12 protein-coding genes are annotated in these 15,945 nt (G+C 71.0%); 3 read left to right on the top strand and 9 right to left on the bottom strand.

Annotation, left to right across the window (positions count from 1 at the left end; translation table 11 throughout):
- Positions 1–6: 6 nt before the first annotated feature.
- The gene (locus tag IE209_RS01300; RefSeq protein WP_189685220.1) at positions 7–864 is read right to left on the bottom strand and encodes a nucleotidyltransferase; all 858 of its coding nucleotides are present in this window, start codon (positions 862–864) and stop codon (positions 7–9) included.
- A gap of 152 nt (positions 865–1,016) precedes the next feature.
- Between IE209_RS01300 and IE209_RS01295 the strand changes: the two genes are divergently transcribed.
- Positions 1,017–1,787, top strand: a complete 771-nt coding sequence (locus tag IE209_RS01295) for a metallophosphoesterase family protein (protein ID WP_189685219.1) — start codon at positions 1,017–1,019, stop codon at positions 1,785–1,787.
- A 36-nt stretch (positions 1,788–1,823) separates the two neighbouring features.
- On the opposite strand, the gene IE209_RS01290 is transcribed toward IE209_RS01295, so the two are convergent.
- The 3 genes from IE209_RS01290 to IE209_RS01280 form a co-directional block, all read right to left on the bottom strand.
- On the bottom strand, positions 1,824–2,618 hold the full coding sequence (locus IE209_RS01290) for an SDR family NAD(P)-dependent oxidoreductase (RefSeq protein WP_189685218.1): 795 nt from the start codon (positions 2,616–2,618) through the stop codon (positions 1,824–1,826).
- A 34-nt stretch (positions 2,619–2,652) separates the two neighbouring features.
- Positions 2,653–4,812, bottom strand: a complete 2,160-nt coding sequence (gene fadB / locus IE209_RS01285) for a fatty acid oxidation complex subunit alpha FadB (protein WP_189685217.1) — start codon at positions 4,810–4,812, stop codon at positions 2,653–2,655.
- Positions 4,813–4,902: 90 nt separating this feature from the next.
- Positions 4,903–5,868 (bottom strand): Bug family tripartite tricarboxylate transporter substrate binding protein, encoded by a 966-nt coding sequence (locus IE209_RS01280; RefSeq protein WP_189685216.1) that lies wholly within the window; start codon positions 5,866–5,868, stop codon positions 4,903–4,905.
- Between the two features lie 286 nt (positions 5,869–6,154).
- Between IE209_RS01280 and IE209_RS01275 the strand changes: the two genes are divergently transcribed.
- The gene (locus IE209_RS01275) at positions 6,155–6,505 is read left to right on the top strand and encodes a hypothetical protein (protein WP_189685215.1); all 351 of its coding nucleotides are present in this window, start codon (positions 6,155–6,157) and stop codon (positions 6,503–6,505) included.
- A 234-nt stretch (positions 6,506–6,739) separates the two neighbouring features.
- Here IE209_RS01275 and IE209_RS01270 read toward each other — a convergent pair whose 3' ends face one another.
- The 3 genes from IE209_RS01270 to IE209_RS01260 form a co-directional block, all read right to left on the bottom strand.
- The gene (locus IE209_RS01270; protein WP_189685214.1) at positions 6,740–7,465 is read right to left on the bottom strand and encodes a TerC family protein; all 726 of its coding nucleotides are present in this window, start codon (positions 7,463–7,465) and stop codon (positions 6,740–6,742) included.
- Positions 7,466–7,545: 80 nt separating this feature from the next.
- On the bottom strand, positions 7,546–8,388 hold the full coding sequence (locus IE209_RS01265; RefSeq protein ID WP_189685213.1) for an acyl-CoA thioesterase: 843 nt from the start codon (positions 8,386–8,388) through the stop codon (positions 7,546–7,548).
- Positions 8,381–9,355: an NAD(P)H-dependent flavin oxidoreductase gene (locus tag IE209_RS01260; protein WP_189685212.1), complete on the bottom strand. Its 975-nt coding sequence runs from the start codon at positions 9,353–9,355 to the stop codon at positions 8,381–8,383. Before IE209_RS01260 ends, IE209_RS01265 begins: the two co-directional genes overlap by 8 nt.
- 251 nt (positions 9,356–9,606) lie before the next feature.
- On the opposite strand from IE209_RS01260, the gene IE209_RS01255 reads away from it, so the two are divergent.
- A complete protein-coding gene (locus IE209_RS01255; protein ID WP_189685211.1) occupies positions 9,607–12,285 on the top strand; it encodes a winged helix-turn-helix domain-containing protein in 2,679 nt (892 codons plus the stop codon).
- 14 nt (positions 12,286–12,299) lie between these two features.
- Here IE209_RS01255 and IE209_RS01250 read toward each other — a convergent pair whose 3' ends face one another.
- Positions 12,300–13,412: a hypothetical protein gene (locus IE209_RS01250; protein WP_189685210.1), complete on the bottom strand. Its 1,113-nt coding sequence runs from the start codon at positions 13,410–13,412 to the stop codon at positions 12,300–12,302.
- Between the two features lie 267 nt (positions 13,413–13,679).
- Complete coding sequence (locus IE209_RS01245) at positions 13,680–15,893, bottom strand: polysaccharide deacetylase family protein (RefSeq protein WP_189685209.1); 2,214 nt, start codon at positions 15,891–15,893, stop codon at positions 13,680–13,682.
- Positions 15,894–15,945: the final 52 nt, after the last annotated feature.

Below are 15,945 nucleotides of genomic sequence, written 5' to 3'. Positions count from 1 at the left end.
CAAGGCTTACGTACCCGGAGCCGCCGCGGGCGCAGCCTCCTTGCCGATGGCTGCGGTCCAGATCGCCACGTCCTCGGCCGTCATGCTGCCCGTGCCGTCGAGGCGGCCGTCGCGAAAGCCCAGCTGCTGCACGTCGTGCAGGTACTGTGCGCGCGACAGCAGTGTGCCGTCGCAGACCGTCGCGCGCTCGGCACTGGGCGCCTGCCCCTCGCGCGCCAGCCGCTGCGCGAGCTCGGCCAGCACCCAGACCGGGACCCGGTGGCGTTCGCCCGGGTAGATGAAGCCGAACAGGCTCAGGTGCGCGAGCAGCACGCGCCAGTGCGGGCCGAAGCGCTCCAGCAGGCCCGGCCAGTCGAAGCGCTCGGCATGGGCCAGCAGCAGGTGGGCGATGTCGCCGCCGTCGTAGCGCTCGCGCTCCATGATGAAGGCCTTGGTCAGCAGGCTGTCCTCCACGTTCACGAGGCGCACGGGCACGCCCAGCACCGTGGTGCGGCGGTTGCGCCGGAACCAGGCTGCGTCCACGGGCGTGAGGCCGTTGCCGGTGCCGAAGATCAGGTCGATGAAGGCCGGACCGCTGTGGACCTTGGCGAGCCAGTGCGGGTAGGGCAGGTCGGTGCGCCAGCCGTGCGACTGCAGCAGCTGCGCGATGCGCGGGCCGTCCGCCTTGCGGATGAACAGGTCCAGGTCCTTGGTCGGGCGGCGCACGCCGGTGTGGTGGGCATGGGCCAGCGCACCGCCCACCAGGAACGGGATGCGCGCATCCACGAGCACCCGCAGCACCGCCCGGTAGAACGCGGCGACGGCGGGGCCGACCTCCTCTTCGAGCGATGACGGGGGCGGTGGAGCAGTGGCACGGCGCGGCATGCCTGCACGCTACGCGGGCGGCGCCGCGTGCAGGCCGGGCCAAGCGCGCCATCGGCCGTCGGCGGGCGCCTACGGGCGCTGCCGGAGCGCTCCGATGGCCGGCACGGCGGGCGCCGGCGCAAGCTGGAGCCATCCCCAGCACCCCCTGCCCCATGACCGCGCCCAAGTCTTCCACGCACGTCCGCTTCGCGGTCGTCGGCGACATCCATGTCGACAAGGATTCCGCCGGCCGCCTGCGCGCGTTCTTCGCCCAGGCCGCGGACGCCGCCGATGCCTTGCTGCTGTGCGGCGACCTCACGGACTACGGCACGGCCGAGGAAGCGCGCGTGCTGGTCGGCGAGCTCAGTGCGCTCACGCTGCCCGTGGTTGCCGTGCTGGGCAACCACGACCACGAGTCAGGCACGCCCGAGGTCGTCGCGCAGGCACTCAAGGACGCCGGCGTGCGCGTGCTCGACGGCGAAGCCTGCGAGATCGAGGGCGTGGGCATCGCCGGGGTCAAGGGCTTCGCGGGCGGCTTCGGTCGCGCTTCGCTGGGCGCCTGGGGCGAGGCCGCGATCAAGTTGTTCGTGCAAGAGGCGCAGACCGAGGCCATGAAGCTGGAGTCGGCGCTGGCCAAGCTGCGCACGCCCCACCGGCTGGCCCTGCTGCACTACGCGCCCATCGCCGCCACGGTGCAGGGCGAGCCCGCCGAGATCTTTGCCTTCCTGGGCTCGAGCCGGCTGGAGGAGCCGCTGCTGCGCTACCCCGTGGACGCCGTGTTCCACGGCCATGCGCACCGCGGCACGCCGCAGGGCCGCACCATCAACGGCGTGCCGGTCTTCAACTGCGCTAAGCCGCTGTTGGAGCGCAGCCGGCCCGGCGAGCCCCCCTTCCTGCTGCACGAGGTGCCGCGGACCACGGCCGCGTCGAGCGCGGCGCCCTGAAGCCGGGGCACGCGGCCGGGCCGCTTCGCTACGCGCTCAGCGCGGTGCCATGCGGATGGCGCCGTCCAGGCGCACGCACTCGCCGTTGAAGTAGCCGTTGGTGACCATGGTCTCGGCCAGCTGGGCGTATTCGTCGGGATTGCCCAGGCGCTTGGGGAAGGGCACGGAGGCGGCCAGCGCGGCCTTCACGTTCTCGGGCGCGCCCTGCAGCAGCGGCGTGTTGAAGATGCCCGGCAGGATGGTGTTCACGCGGATGCCCTCGGCCATGAGGTCGCGCGCGATCGGCAGCGTCATGCCCACGATGCCGCCCTTGCTGGCCGAGTAGCTGGCCTGGCCCATCTGGCCGTCCACAGCAGCGACCGAGGCGGTGTTGACAATGGCGCCGCGCTCGCCCGAGTTGTCGGCATCCTGCAGAGGCTCCAGCGTGAGCATGCCGGCCGCGCTCTTGGCGATGCAGCGGAAGGTGCCGACCAGGTTGACCTGGATCACGCGGTCGAAGTTGGCGAGCGGGAAGTGCTTGATCTCGCCCGTGGTCTTGTCGCGGCTGGCGGTCTTGACCGCGCCGCCGATGCCGGCGCAGTTGATCAGGATGCGCTCCTGGCCGTGCGCGGCGCGCGCCTTGGCGAAGGCTGCGTCGACCTGCTCCTCGCTGGTGATGTCGACCTTGCAGAACACCCCGCCGAGTTCCTTGGCCAGGGCCTCGCCCTTGTCGGCATTCATGTCGAACAGCGCGACCTTGACGCCGGACTTGGCCAGGCGGCGCGCGGTGGCGGCGCCCAGGCCCGAAGCGCCTCCGGTGATGACGGCGGCGATGCTGGAATCGAGTTGCATGGTTCTCTCCTGTTGGGTTTGTGTGGGAATGGGATCAGAGGCGGTGGTAGCGGGCGCCCTCGGCCGCCATCGCGCGCATGCGCGCGGTGGGCTGGTAGGGCGGGCCGAAGGCGGCGTGCTTCTCGCACAGGGCCACCACCTGGGGCAGGCCCAGCCAGTCGGCGTACTGCAGCGGGCCGCCGGCATAGGCGGGGAAGCCGATGCCCAGCAGCATGGCGGTGTCGAGTTCGGCCGGCGTGGCGACGACGCCCTCCTCCAGCGCATGCGCGGCCTCCACCAGCATGGGCAGCATCATGCGCTCGACGATCTCGGCGTCGGTGAAGTCGCGCGCGCCGCCGGTCTGCAACGCGGCCACCAGCGCCCGCGCCGCCGGCGAGGAGGTCTTGCGCGGCTTGCCGGCCGGGTCGGCCTCATAGTCGTAGAAGCCGCCGCCGGTCTTCTGGCCGAAGCGGCCCGCAGCGACCAGCGTGCGGATGGCGTTGCGTTCGACCGGGCGGATGCGCGCGGGGTAGCCGGCCGCGATCACGTCGAACACGTGCGCGCCCACGTCCATGCCGACCACGTCCTGCAGATAGGCCGGCCCCATGGGCCAGCCGAAGGCTTCCATGGCGCGGTCGACCTGCTCGAAGTCGGCCCCGTCGGCAACCAGCTGCACGAAGGCGTTCACGTAGGGCGTGAGGATGCGGTTGACGAGGAAGCCCGGGCCGTCCTGCACCACGATGGGCACCTTGCCCATCGCGGCCGCATAGGCGACGGCCGTGGAAACGGCCTGCGGACTGGTGCGCGAGCCGCGGATCACCTCGACCAGCGGCATCACGGGCACCGGGTTGAAGAAGTGCATGCCGACGAAGTTCTCGGGCCGCGCGAGCGGCTGGGCGATGTCGTCGATGCGCAGGCTGGAGGTGTTGGAGGCGATCACCGTGCCGGGCCCCACGCTGCCTTCCAGCGCGGCGAGCACGCGGCGCTTGACGTCCAGGTTCTCGACGATGGCTTCGATCACGCAGTCCACCTCGTCGAAACCGGCCTCGTCGCGCTGCACCGTGATCGCGGCACGCACGGCCTGGGCCTTCTCGGGCTTCAGGCGGCCGTTCCTGACCTGGCGGGCCAGTTGCTTGTCGGCTTCGGCCAGGCCCTGCTCCAGCGCGGCTTGGGCGATGTCCTTCATGCGCACGGGCACGCCGCGCAGCGCGCTCGTGAAGGCGATGCCACCGCCCATGGTGCCGGCGCCGAGCACCGCGGCCCGGGCCACGGGCCGGCCCTCGCGCGCATGGCGCTTGTGCAGCTTCTTGACGGCCTGGTCGTTCAGGAATGCGCGCACGAGCGAGGCCGCGGCCTGGGTCTTGGCGACACGGCCGAAAGCGGCGGATTCGAGGTCGATGGCCCGATCACGGCCCAGGCTCGCGCCCTCGGCCATCGTCTCCAGCGCGGTCTGCGCGGCGGGCTGGTGCGGCGCGCCACGGCGCGCGGCGTCCAGCGCCTTGGCCAGCTCGGCGGCCACGGCGTCGGCCGCCAGCGGCAGCGGCGCGCGCTTGCGCTGCTGGCGGGCCGCCCAGTCGACCTCGCCGCGCACGGCGGACTGCAGCAGCGCGAGCGCGCGGTCGCGCAGCGCACCGGGCGCGGCGAGCTCGTCGACGACACCGGCCGCCAGCGCCTGCGCGGCCTTGGCCGGCCTGCCGCTGGCCACCCAGTCGAAGGCCGTGGCGAGACCCGCCACGCGCACCAGGCGCACGGTGCCGCCGAAGCCGGGGAACAGGCCCAGCTTGACCTCGGGCACGCCGACCTGGGCCGTCTCGGACATCACGCGCAGGGCGCCCAGCAACGCCAGCTCCAGGCCGCCGCCCAGCGCGAAGCCGTTGATGGCCACGACGCTGGGAATCGGCAGGTCCTCGAAGCGGTTGATCATGGCGTTGCTCTCGCGCACGCCGGCCGCGATCTGCTGCGGCTCCTGCTGGAACTTGAGGCCGAACTCGGTGATGTCGGCGCCGACGATGAACACGTCCTTCGCGCTCGTCACGAGCACGCCGCGCACGCCGGGTGCCGCAGCGATCACGTCGATCGCCTGTCGGAACTCATCGACGGTCCGTGCGTCGAGCTTGTTGATGGCATCGCCCTGGCGGTCGAAGCGCAGTTCGACCAGTCCTTCGGTGCCGGGCTCGGTGATCGGCAGGACCTGGATGCTTTGGCCTTGGAACAAGAACACTCTCCCTGCGGGCCCTTGCCCGCGTGCCGGGAAAGTCTAGGGAGAGCGCGGATGCCGGACCATCGTCCGAACGGACGAATCAGTTCAATCGATCCGGATGCCGTTCTCGGTGATGGCTTTCTTCCAGTAGGCCATGTCCTCGCGCAGGCGTTGCTCGAAGGCGGCGGGCGGCTCCACCACGGGCAACAGGCCCAATTGCGTGAGCCGGGCCTGCATCTCGGGCGCCTGCAGCACCTGGGCCACGCTCTCGCGGATGCGGCGCACGGTCTCCGGCGGCGTCTTGGCGGGCGCGAACAGCGCGTACCAGCCCGGCACGTCCAGCCCCGCATGGCCCAGCTCGGCGAAGGTGGGCACCTCGGGCAGCAGCGGCGCGCGCCGCGTGCCCGTGACCGCATAGGCCTTGAGCCTGCCCGACAGGATGTGCGGCAGCGGCGAGGCTAGGTCGGTGAAGGACAGCGTCACATGGCCGGCCAGCAGGTCGTTGATGAGCGGCGCCGCCCCCTTGTAGGGCACGTGCACGGTGCGGATGCCGTTGGCGCGGTTGAAGATCTCCGCAAAGATGTGGGCCGAGGTGCCCGCACCGTAGGTGCCGTAGCTGAGCTTGTCCGGATTCGCCCTGGCCAGCGCCACGTAGTCCTTGACCGAGCCGATGCGCGCATCGTTGGTCACGAACACCGAGACCGCGTCGGCCACGCGCGCGAGCGGCACGAAGTCCTTCTCCACGTCGTAGGCCATCCTGGGATAGAGCCAGGGCGCCAGCGCGAGTTGGCTGATGCCCAGCAGCAGCGTCGTGCCGTCGGGCGCCGAGCGCGCGACGTACTCGTTGCCGATCATGCCGGAGGCGCCAGCGCGGTTGTCCACCACCACGGGCTGGCCCCAGAGCTTCGCCAGGTCGGTGGCCAGGTGGCGCGCCAGGATGTCGCCCATGCCGCCTGCCGGAAACGGCATGACCAGACGCACGGGCTTGTCGGGATAGGCGCTGGCGTGCGTGGGCAGCGGCAGGCAGGCAGCGAGCGGCAAGGCGGCGAAATGGCGGCGTGTGATCGGCATGGAAGTCTCCTGGCGTTCCGGGCGCCGCATGCTAGGAGCGCCAGCCGGCGCCCAACCATCGTCCGATCGGACGAGTTCACCTGGCGAAACCGCGGCGGCCAGCCCGATCGACACAGAAGTTGAACACAATTTGACGATTCAGCATGTGGCACGCGAAACACATACACAGTGCTGTTCTTGTGGATGTCAACCCAAGTTCATACAATTTTTTTGTCGGAGCACCGGTTCCGATGCGCAGGCAGGACCGCTTGCGCGTTTGCGCAGACCAACAAACTGAAAGTCATCCATGAAGCATCCGATCCTTTCCATTGGCATCGCCCTGACCCAGGTGTTTGCCGTGAGCGCCTTCGCCCAGGGTGAAGCCGGTACGTCCAAGGCGCCGCCTCCGGCCGCCAAGGTCTCTGCCGAAGAGGCCGCCGCCGCGCGTGCGCACCGCAGGGCCGAGGGCGCCGAGGCCGTCAGGCAGCAACCGGTCGGCGAAACCGGCCAGTCCAAGGCCGCACCGAGTGCCCAACGCGCGTCGGCCGAAGAACGCGCGGCCGCCCGCGCCAAGCGCAAGGCCGAAGGCGCAGAGGCCATCAAGCAGCAGCCGGATGGCGAAGTCGGCCAGAGCAAGGCACCGCCGGCCAGCAAGTAAGCCCACGGGATCCGGCGGGGCGCCTGGCCCCGCCGCACTGCGCGCCCACCCGGGCGCGCGTGTTCAGCGTTCGCAGGCTGCTTCAACGCCTACCGCCGGCACCTGCTCGACGCCGGCCCCTCCCCTTTTTCCCGCCCACGCGCGCGATCGTCGGCGCAGCAAAAAGCCCTGCCGGCCGGTGGCCGCAGGGCTTGCATGGATCCGGGATGGCGCCGCCTGCGGCGGCACCCATCCTCAGGCGTGGCCGCCTTCGCTGGTCTTGCGGCTGGCCAGGGCCTTGCCGATCACGAGCACCAGCAACGCACCGGCCACGGAGGCGCCGTACTTGACCACGTCGGTCTGGGGCAGCTTGAGCATCCACTGCCACTTGTCGGGGTTGGCCACAGCCGGGTCGGTCACCAGCATGCCGCCGGCGATCCAGCCCAGCAGCATGCCGCCGGCCGTGATGATGAGCGGGTAGCGCTCCATGAGCTTGATGACCAGCTGGCTGCCCCAGACGATGATGGGAATGGAGATCAGCAGGCCCAGCACCACCAGCAGCAGCGAGTGGTCGCCTGCGTTCTGCGCGGCGCCGGCGATGGCGATCACGTTGTCCACGCTCATGACCAGGTCGGCCACGATGATGGTCTTGATCGCGGCGAACAGCTTGTCGCTGCCCTGGATGTCACCATGGCCCTCTTCGTCGGGCGCGAGCAGCTTGACGCCGATCCAGACCAGCAGGATGGCCCCCACGAACTTGAGGAAGGGCACGTTCAGCAGCGTCATCGCGAACGCGATCAGGATCACGCGCAGCACGATGGCACCGGCCGTGCCCCAGATGATGCCCTTGGTGCGCTGCGCCGGCGGCAACTTGCGGCAGGCCAGCGCGATCACGACGGCGTTGTCGCCACCCAACAGGATGTCGATGATGATGATCTGCCCTAGGGCGACCCAGAAGGCGGGGGATGTCAGAAATTCCATGGTTCCTCGTTGTACTGCATACGCCGCTCCCACGGCGGCCGGCACTGTAAGCTGAGGAGTCCCTGAATACCCCTATTCCCTTACTGGGTCTCCCCGGATCGGTTGCGCACACGCACCAGGCCTTCCTGCGCGACCGAGGCCACGAGCCGGCCGTCGCGGCTGTACAGGCTACCGCGGCAAAAGCCCCGCGCCCCATGAGCCGAGGGCGAATCGGCCTCGTACAGCAGCCAGTCGTCGCAGCGGAAATCGCGGTGGAACCACATGGCGTGGTCCAGGCTCACGCCCTGCACGCCGGGTTTGCGGAAATCCAGGCCATGGGGCTGCATCGCCACGCCCAGCAGGCTGTAGTCGGAGGCGTAAGCCAGCATGGCCTGGTGCAGCAAGGGGTCGTCGGGCAAGGCGTCGACGGTGCGCAGCCAGGTCTGGCCGCTCGGGCCCCAGCGCCCCTCGCCCAGCGGCGGGCGGCCGTCGGCGAAGCGGAAGTCGATGGGCAGCGCCAGCGCCAGCCGTTGCTGCTCCGGCAGCGACTCCGGTGCCGGCACCGGCGTCATGGCGCGCTGGTGCTCCACGCCGCTCTCGCGCCGGTGGAACGAGGCCGACATGTGGAAGATGGCCTCGCCGTGCTGGATGGCGACCACGCGCCGCGTGGTGAAGCTGCCGCCGTCGCGGATGCGGTCCACGTCGTAGACGATGGGCGCGGCCTTGTCGCCAGGGCGCAGGAAGTAGCCGTGCAGCGAGTGCGCGGCATGGCCGTTCTCCACCGTGCGGGCGGCAGCCATCAGGGCCTGGCCCAGCACCTGGCCGCCGAACACGGCCGGCGCGCCCAGGTCGCTGCTGGTGCCGCGGAACAGGTTCTTCTCGAGCTGCTCCAGGCGCAGCTGCGCGACCAGCGCACGCAGCGCCTCGCGCCGGGCGTCAGACAAGGAAGAAACCCCGGGCACGGTCGAGTTCGCGGCGGCAGTCTGACACCATGCGCGTGATCAGTTCGGCGCAGCTGGGCACGTCGTCGATCAGGCCGATGCACTGGCCGGCCGAGACGATGCCGCCGTTGACCTCGCCCGATTGCAGCGCAGCGCGGCCACGCACACCGGCCACCAGCGGGCGGATCTCCTCGAAGGCGACGCCGCCCGGGCGCCGCTCCATGCCCACGACCTCTTCGGCGATGGCGTTGCGGTACACGCGCGCCGTGTTCTTGAGCGTGCGGTACAGCAGCGCCGTGTCGCGCTCGCTGGCCTGCACCAGGGCCTGCTTGATGTTGGCGTGGATCGGCGCTTCCTGCGTGACGCAAAAGCGCGTGCCCATGTTGATGCCCTCGGCGCCCAGCGCCAGCGCCGCCGCCATGCCGCGGCCGTCGGCGATGCCGCCCGAGGCGACCACGGGGATCTTGAGCGCGCGCGTGGCGGCCGGGATCAGCACCAGGCCGCCCACATCGTCCTCGCCCGGATGGCCCGCGCATTCCAGGCCGTCGATGGAGACGATGTCCACGCCGTTGCGCTCGGCCGACAGCGCATGCCGCACCGTGGTGCACTTGTGCACCAGGGTGACGCCAGCTTCCTTGAACTTGGCGATGAACTCCTTGGGGCTGTTGCCGGCGGTCTCGACGATCTTGATGCCGCTGTCGATGATGACCTGCACGTACTCCGCATAGGGCGGCGGCTTGATGGCCGGCAGGATGGTCAGGTTCACGCCGAAAGGCTGGTCGGTCATGGTGCGGCAGCGCGCGATTTCCGCGCGCAGGGCCTCGGGCGTGGGCTGGGTCAGCGCGGTCAGCAGGCCCAGGCCGCCGGCGTTGGAGACGGCCGAGGCCAGTTCCGCCAGGCCGACCCACTGCATGCCGCCCTGGATGATGGGATAGCGGATGCCCAGTTGTTCGGTGACGCGGGTGCGCATGCGGTGCATAGGGAGATTCCTTGAGGCAGATTCGTCGATGATCGCCGCCCGCGCCGGGGCGCTGCGCGTGGCCTGTCACCTCGGCGGCACCCGGCGGCGGAGCGGTTGGCGGCGCAGTTTAGGCAGCAGAATCCGGCCCTGGCATCGTCGGAAGCGACGGAACGCCGCCAGCCCTGCGCCCTAGGAGACAAGCCCGCGGCCGCTTGCCGCGGACACTCCACGCTCGACCGCCGCCCCCTTCTCCGACCGCGATGCCGCCTTCCGCCACCCGCATCCTCGAAGCCAAGCTCAACCCGCCCTCGGTCGCGCCGACCCAGGTGCTGCGCGCCGCCATCGCCGGTGAGATCGCCGGCACCGCCGCCCGGCTGGTGCTGGTGCGCGCGCCAGCCGGCTTCGGCAAGACCACCACGATGGCGCAGGCACGCCAGCACCTGGACGAGCAGGGCATCGCCACGGCCTGGCTCACGCTGGACCGGGCCGACAACGACATGTCGCGCTTCGTCACCTGCCTGGGCGAGGTGGTGTTGCGCCTGGGCATGGACGGCCCCCGCGGCAACGCGCCCTTCGATGCCGTGGCCGTGCTGGCCGCGCACGACGCGCCGTTCGCGCTGTTCCTGGACGAGTTCGAGGTGGTGCACGAGCCCGCCGTGCTGGGCCTGGTGCGCGAGATCGTCGAGCACATGCCACGCGGCGGCCGCATCGTGATCGGCTCGCGCAGCCTGCCCGACCTGGGCCTGGGCCGGCTGCGCGCGCGTGGCCAGCTGCTGGAGATCGACACCGACCGGCTGCGCTTCAGCCTGGAGGAGACCGGCGCCTTCCTGAGCCAGCGCGCCCTGCCGGCGCTGTCGGCCGAGCGGCTGGGCCAGCTGCACCGCAAGACCGAGGGCTGGGTGGCGGCGATCTGGCTGGCCTCGATGGCGCTGGAGCGTCCGGGCGTGGCACCCGACTTCGTCGAACGCTTCTCGGGCTCCAACCGCGCCGTGGCCGAGTACCTGGCCGAGGACGTGCTGGCGCACCAGCCCGGCGCCATCCGCGACTTCCTGCTGCGCACCAGCATCCTGCGCCAGCTCGACCCGTCCGTCTGCCAGGCGCTGATCCCGCGCGGCAACAGCGCGGCCATCCTGGAGCAGCTGGCCGCGGCCGACCTGTTCCTCACCCCCATCAGCAGCGAGGCCGGCGATGCGCCCCAGGCCTGGCGCTACCACAGCCTGTTCGCCGACTTCCTGCGTGCCCAGCTCGCGCGCGAGCAGCCCGACGAACTCGCGCGGCTGCACCTGGCGGCTTCGGGCTGGTACGAATCGCAGGGCCGGCCGGTACCGGCCATCGACCACGCCATCGAAGGCGGCGACCATCCCCATGCACTGACGCTGCTCGACACCTGGGCCGAGCAGTTCCTCGAACAGGGCCGCATGCGGCTGCTGGCGCGCTGGTTCGCCGCCATCCCCGAGCACCAGCTGCGCCAGTACCCCTTCCTGCAGCTCATCGCGCTGTGGGCCGAGTGCTTCACGCACGGCCCCTGGGATGCGATGGCCAGGCTGGAGGCCTCGGACTGCGTGCACAGCCCGCTGCCCGAGGTGCGCGCCTGCGCGCACACGCTGTACCCGCTGCTATGGGCCATGCAGGACCGCTACGACGAGGCCTACGAGGCCGGCCGCGCCTGCCTGAACCGCCTGCCCACGGGCCTGGCCTTCGCCGACAGCGCGCTGCTCAATGCCATGGCCCACATCCTGTCGGTCATGGGCGATCAGCATGCCTCGCAGCGCCTGCTGGATGCCGCGCGCAGCAAGCAGGGCCATGCCAAGCGCGACGGCACCTTCCACCGCATGTACACCGAGGCCTCCGAGGGCATGCTGGACCTGCAGGCCGGGCGCCTGCGCCAGGCCACGGCGCGCTTTCGCATCGCGGTCGATTCCACCCATGCCGTGACCTACAACCACAGCCACGGCAACGCCTGGGCCGGCGTGCTGTACGCCGGCGTGGTCTACGAGGCCAACCAGCTGCCGCAGGCCGAGCACCTGCTCAACGTCTACCTGCCGCTGGCGCGCGACGTGGGCCTGCCCGACCACATGATCCTGTCGCACGTGATGCGCTCGCGCATCGCCTTCCACAGCGGCGACGTGGAAGCCGCCCTGCAGGCGCTGACCGAGCTGGAGTACCTGGGCCATGCGCGCCAGCTGCCGCGCGTGGTGGCCGGCGCCAAGCTGGAGCGCTCGCGCATGCTGCTGCTGCAGGGCAACGGCCCGGCCGCGCGCGACGAGTTGCAGCGCGCGGACGACCCGGCGATCTGGGAGCGCGAGCGCCGCATGCGCCTGCCCGCGCACGACCTGGACTACCTGGCGCTGGCCAAGGCGCGCTGGGAGGTCGCCTTCGGCGATGCCCGCGCCGCGCTGCAGCTGCTGGACGCCGAGATCCACGCCGCCACCACGGCCGCGCGCATGCGCCGCGTGCTCAAGCTGCAGGTGCTGCGCGCGCTGGCCCTGCAGCGTGCCGGCGATGCGGCCGGCGCCGCGGCGGAAATCGGCGCCGTGCTGCAAACGGCGAGCCAGGAGGGCTTCATGCGCCTGATCCTGGACGAGGGCCCGGCGGTGGGCCGGCTGCTGCAGCGCTATGCCGCGGCCATGCCCGATGCGGCCGACCCGATCCAGGCCGAGCACCTGCAGCGCCTGCTGCACGCCATCGGCCCGCTCGCCGCGGCCGAGCCCGAGGCGCCGGCCCCGGCCGCCGGCGGCAGCGAGGAGCCGCTCACGCGCAAGGAGATCCGCGTGCTGCAGCTGCTGGCCGAGGGCTATTCCAACAGCGCCATGGCCGAGAAGCTGTTCGTCTCGGACAGCACGGTGCGCACGCACCTGCGCAACATCAACATGAAGCTGGACGCCAAGAGCCGCACCCAAGCGGTGGCGATCGCGCGCAAGCTGGGTGTGATTCGCTGAGACGCGGCGGCGCGTCAGCGCCTGCCGGAGACCGCGCCACGCGGATCGGCCATCCAGAGCAACCAGCGCAGGTCGCCGACATGGAAGGTCCAGGGGAACGGCTGCTCGGGACGGAGCCAGGCGTCGCGGGCGCGGGCGATCCAGGCGCGGGCCGATGCCGTGTCGCCCACGCACTGTGCGGCGACGGCGGCGGCGGGCCACCAGAATCCCGCCGCGTCCACATTGCGCCGCGACCAGTCGTCCGCGCCCAGCCAGCGCGCCGAGGCACGGCGCCAGGCGTTGGCGGCGTCGCCGCTGCGCGGACCTTCCACGCCCCACAACAGCGGCCACGCCTGCGCCACGGTGTCGGCGTACCAGCGGGAGAAATCTGGCGCCCCTGCCTGCACCGCATGGCGCCAGGTCTGGCTGGGGGCATGCCACAGCAGCGCCCGCGTCGCATCCTCGGTTCGCTGGGCCATGGCCACGCTGCGTGCGGCACCGGCGGTGTCACCGTAGGCCGCCTGCTGGACGCGGGCCCAGGCACGCCACCCGGCAGCCACCTCGACCGCGTCCATCAGGTAGGCCACGGAGTAGTCGGGCTTGGCCCAGGTCAGTCCATCCGCCTGGTGCAGCGCAGCCACCGTGGCGGCCGAGGCGCGCAAGGCTGCCTGCACCGCGGCCTCGCGCAGCACGGCCACGTCGCCGGTCACAGCGTGGTAGCTGTCCGCCACCATCAGCATCGAAGCGGCCGTACTGTCGTATGAATCCACGAAAGGGCAGGGCCCGGCCAGTGCGGGCGGGCAGGCCGCCACCTGCAGGTCGGCTGCGCGCAGCCAATGGTCGAACACCACGCCTTGCCCCTGCCCCACGGCGCGCATGTGGCGCGCCTGCCAGCGCAGCCAGTCGGCAGCCAGCGGCGCCAAGGTGGGGTCGGTGCGCAGCACCTGCACGACCGACAGGTTGGCCTGGTAGGCCTGCACCTGGTACCAGGCCTGGCCCTGCAGGTCGCGGTGGCCAGGGGTCCAGTGCATCCTCACCGCCCCGTGGGCGTCGCGCCCTGGCGCCTGGACCGCCAGCTGCCTGAACATGGCCAGCGCCGCATCGCGGAACGCAGCATCGACCAGGCCACCACCGGGGCAGGCGCGCACCGTGTCGAGGGCGGCCGCCTGCAGCGGCGCCGCTTCGGGGCCAGACCCCGGCGGCGCAACAGCGCCATCGCCCCCCGAACACCCGACCGCCGACATGGCGACCGCCAACAGTCCTGCTTGCCAAACCAGCGACACGCGTGCCATGGCAGCCTCCTCGTGAGAGGCGGGACGCACCGCGCGTCCGCCGCGGGCACCACTGTGCGCCGCGGTCGCGGGTCAGACGCGCCGTGCCGTGGCCGGCCGTCGCTTGGAGCGCACCGGCCGGCGTCAGCGCGGCACGGTGTAGAACTTGAGTTCCGTCCCCGAGCGGGCGGTCACGATCCAGTCGGTGGCGTCCGAGGACACGGAGCCCGCGCCCCAGAACACGAACGGCATGCCGTAGCGGCTGCGCGGCAGCAGCATGGTGATGTCGGTCAGCGACTGCCCATTGTTGAGAACGAACACTTCCTTGCCCAGCCACGTGCTGGAGCTGGCCCAGCCGGTCTGGACACGGCGCTGCGAGAAGTCCGCCAGTTCGGCCATCGTGTACCACTTGAAGCGGCCGCTGTCGCGCAGGGCCTTGCCGCGCTGCACGAAGGTCTTGACCACGTCCAGGTGCGCGGCCGCGCCAGGCGGATGGTTGTAGAACATGCGGTTGCTGCGCCGGTTGGCCACGAAGCTCTGCAGGTCCAGCAGCCATTGCGCCGAGGCGGTGTCGCTGACACCGTTGGCCTCGAAGTCCTCGAACGTGGCGGAGATGCCGAACGGGGTGACGGGCATGGACCACAGCTTGGTCGCCAGCCGCGCGCCGTCGCGCCACTCGCGCGTGGCAGGGCTGCCCGTGTTGCTGACCGTGTACATGCCGACGATGCCCCAGAACTCGTTCCAGGCCACGGCCCAGCTGGGGTTGTTGCCCTGCGGCGCGGAGTACGAGCGCGAGCGCTCGCCGCTCACCTCGTCCACCGCCATCATGTTCCACTGCAACCAGGGCAGATAGGTGGCCGCGTTGGTCTCGTTGGCGTTGATGCCGTAGATGTTGTGGATCCAGCCCCCGTGCGAGCCGACTTCATGCTTCACGAGACCGTACGCCGAGGTATACGGACCCGTGCGGGCGGTGCGCCGCACCACATCCTGGGCAGCGGGATTGCCCAACAGGTTCATGCCCAGCCGGTCGCCCACGACGTCGACGTCGGGGCCGGCCGTGAAATGCACGGAGAACGGGCCGGCACCGGCCATGAAGCTGCTGGCCATGATGTCGCGGAAGTCGGGCACGATGTCGTCGCCATCGTCCACGTGCCAGTTGTAGACCAGTCCGCCGATGCCGCGCGGCTGCACTGCCAGCCGCGGCATGCCGACCTGGTCGCGCGCGAAGTGGGCCAGCACGCCGTGCAACAGCACGCCGTCGGTGCCGATGGCCTTGAAGAATCCCAGCGGCAGATTGACGAACAACAGCTTGCCGTAGCCATAGCTGCGCTCTCCGGCGACGAGACCGAACTCGGGCGAGCTCAGGAACACATTGCCCGGAAACGCGCCCGTCGTGACGAAGCTGTAGTAGCTGAGCGGGCCGAAGGCATAGCCACTGACGACCTGCAGTTCCGCGTCGCCTGCCGCCAGGTCGCCCGCCGTGCGCCACGGCGCGGTCTCGGTCCAGCCGGCCCCGCCGGGTGCCACCACGGCGCTCACGTCGTCGGGCCTGCGCAAGGAGGTGTGGCCCGTCGTCTGCAGCCAGCGCAGCGCCGGCGTGGCTTCGGCGACGGCCGCGTCGTAGCGCAGACCCGTTAGCAGCGAAGCCACGCGCGGTTGCGCGCCGGTGGCGGAGCCGGCCCGGTACCACGCGCGCATGAACTCCGAACCGCCGGGGTCGAACCGGCTGGTCGGCACGTAGGGCACTTGCGTCGCGGCCGCCAGGGAGACCGTGGGGCTGGTCGCGGCGGGATAGGGCATGTACTTGCCCGGCGGCAGCGACAGGTTGTCGAGCCGTCCACGCGTGCCGACCACGGGACCAAAGCCCACCACCCGGTCGCGCAGGGCTTCGTAGAGCACGTAGTCCACGCCCACCATGTCGGAAAAGCGTGAACGGCCGCTGACGTCGTAGAAGCCCCCGTCGTTCAGGCTGGCGGCATCGTAGACCAGCAACAACCTGCCGCCACGGGACACGTATTGCTTGACGCCCTCCACCAGGCGATCGCTGGCGCGGATGTGGGCGCTGTCGGGCAGGACCAAACCGCTGATGCTGGCGTTCGCCGAACTGCCGAGCGCCAGGAAGGCGGAGGCCTTCATGACCTTCATCTGCAGGCCCTCCTCGACCGCGGTGTCGGTCCAGACCTTCACCTGCCAGCTCGCGATGTCGGCGTCGTCGGGCACGAGCAGCGTGAGGCTGTCGCGGCTGTTCGCCTGGGCCAGGCCCGGGCCGGCCAGCAGGACCAGCAGCAGCGCATACAGCGCGGCCGCCCCTCGGTGCCGCCAGAGGGCGAGGCGGCGGGCAAGAACTGTCAATGACATGGATGCATCCTTGTTGAAAGAACAATCAGTGGGAAACGCGGAGAGACAGAGC

The organism is Pseudorhodoferax aquiterrae (genome assembly GCF_014652235.1).
Lineage (GTDB): Bacteria > Pseudomonadota > Gammaproteobacteria > Burkholderiales > Burkholderiaceae_C > Pseudorhodoferax > Pseudorhodoferax aquiterrae.
Note: the sequence above shows the minus strand (reverse complement) of the source record. Positions and strands in the feature narration are given on the sequence as shown.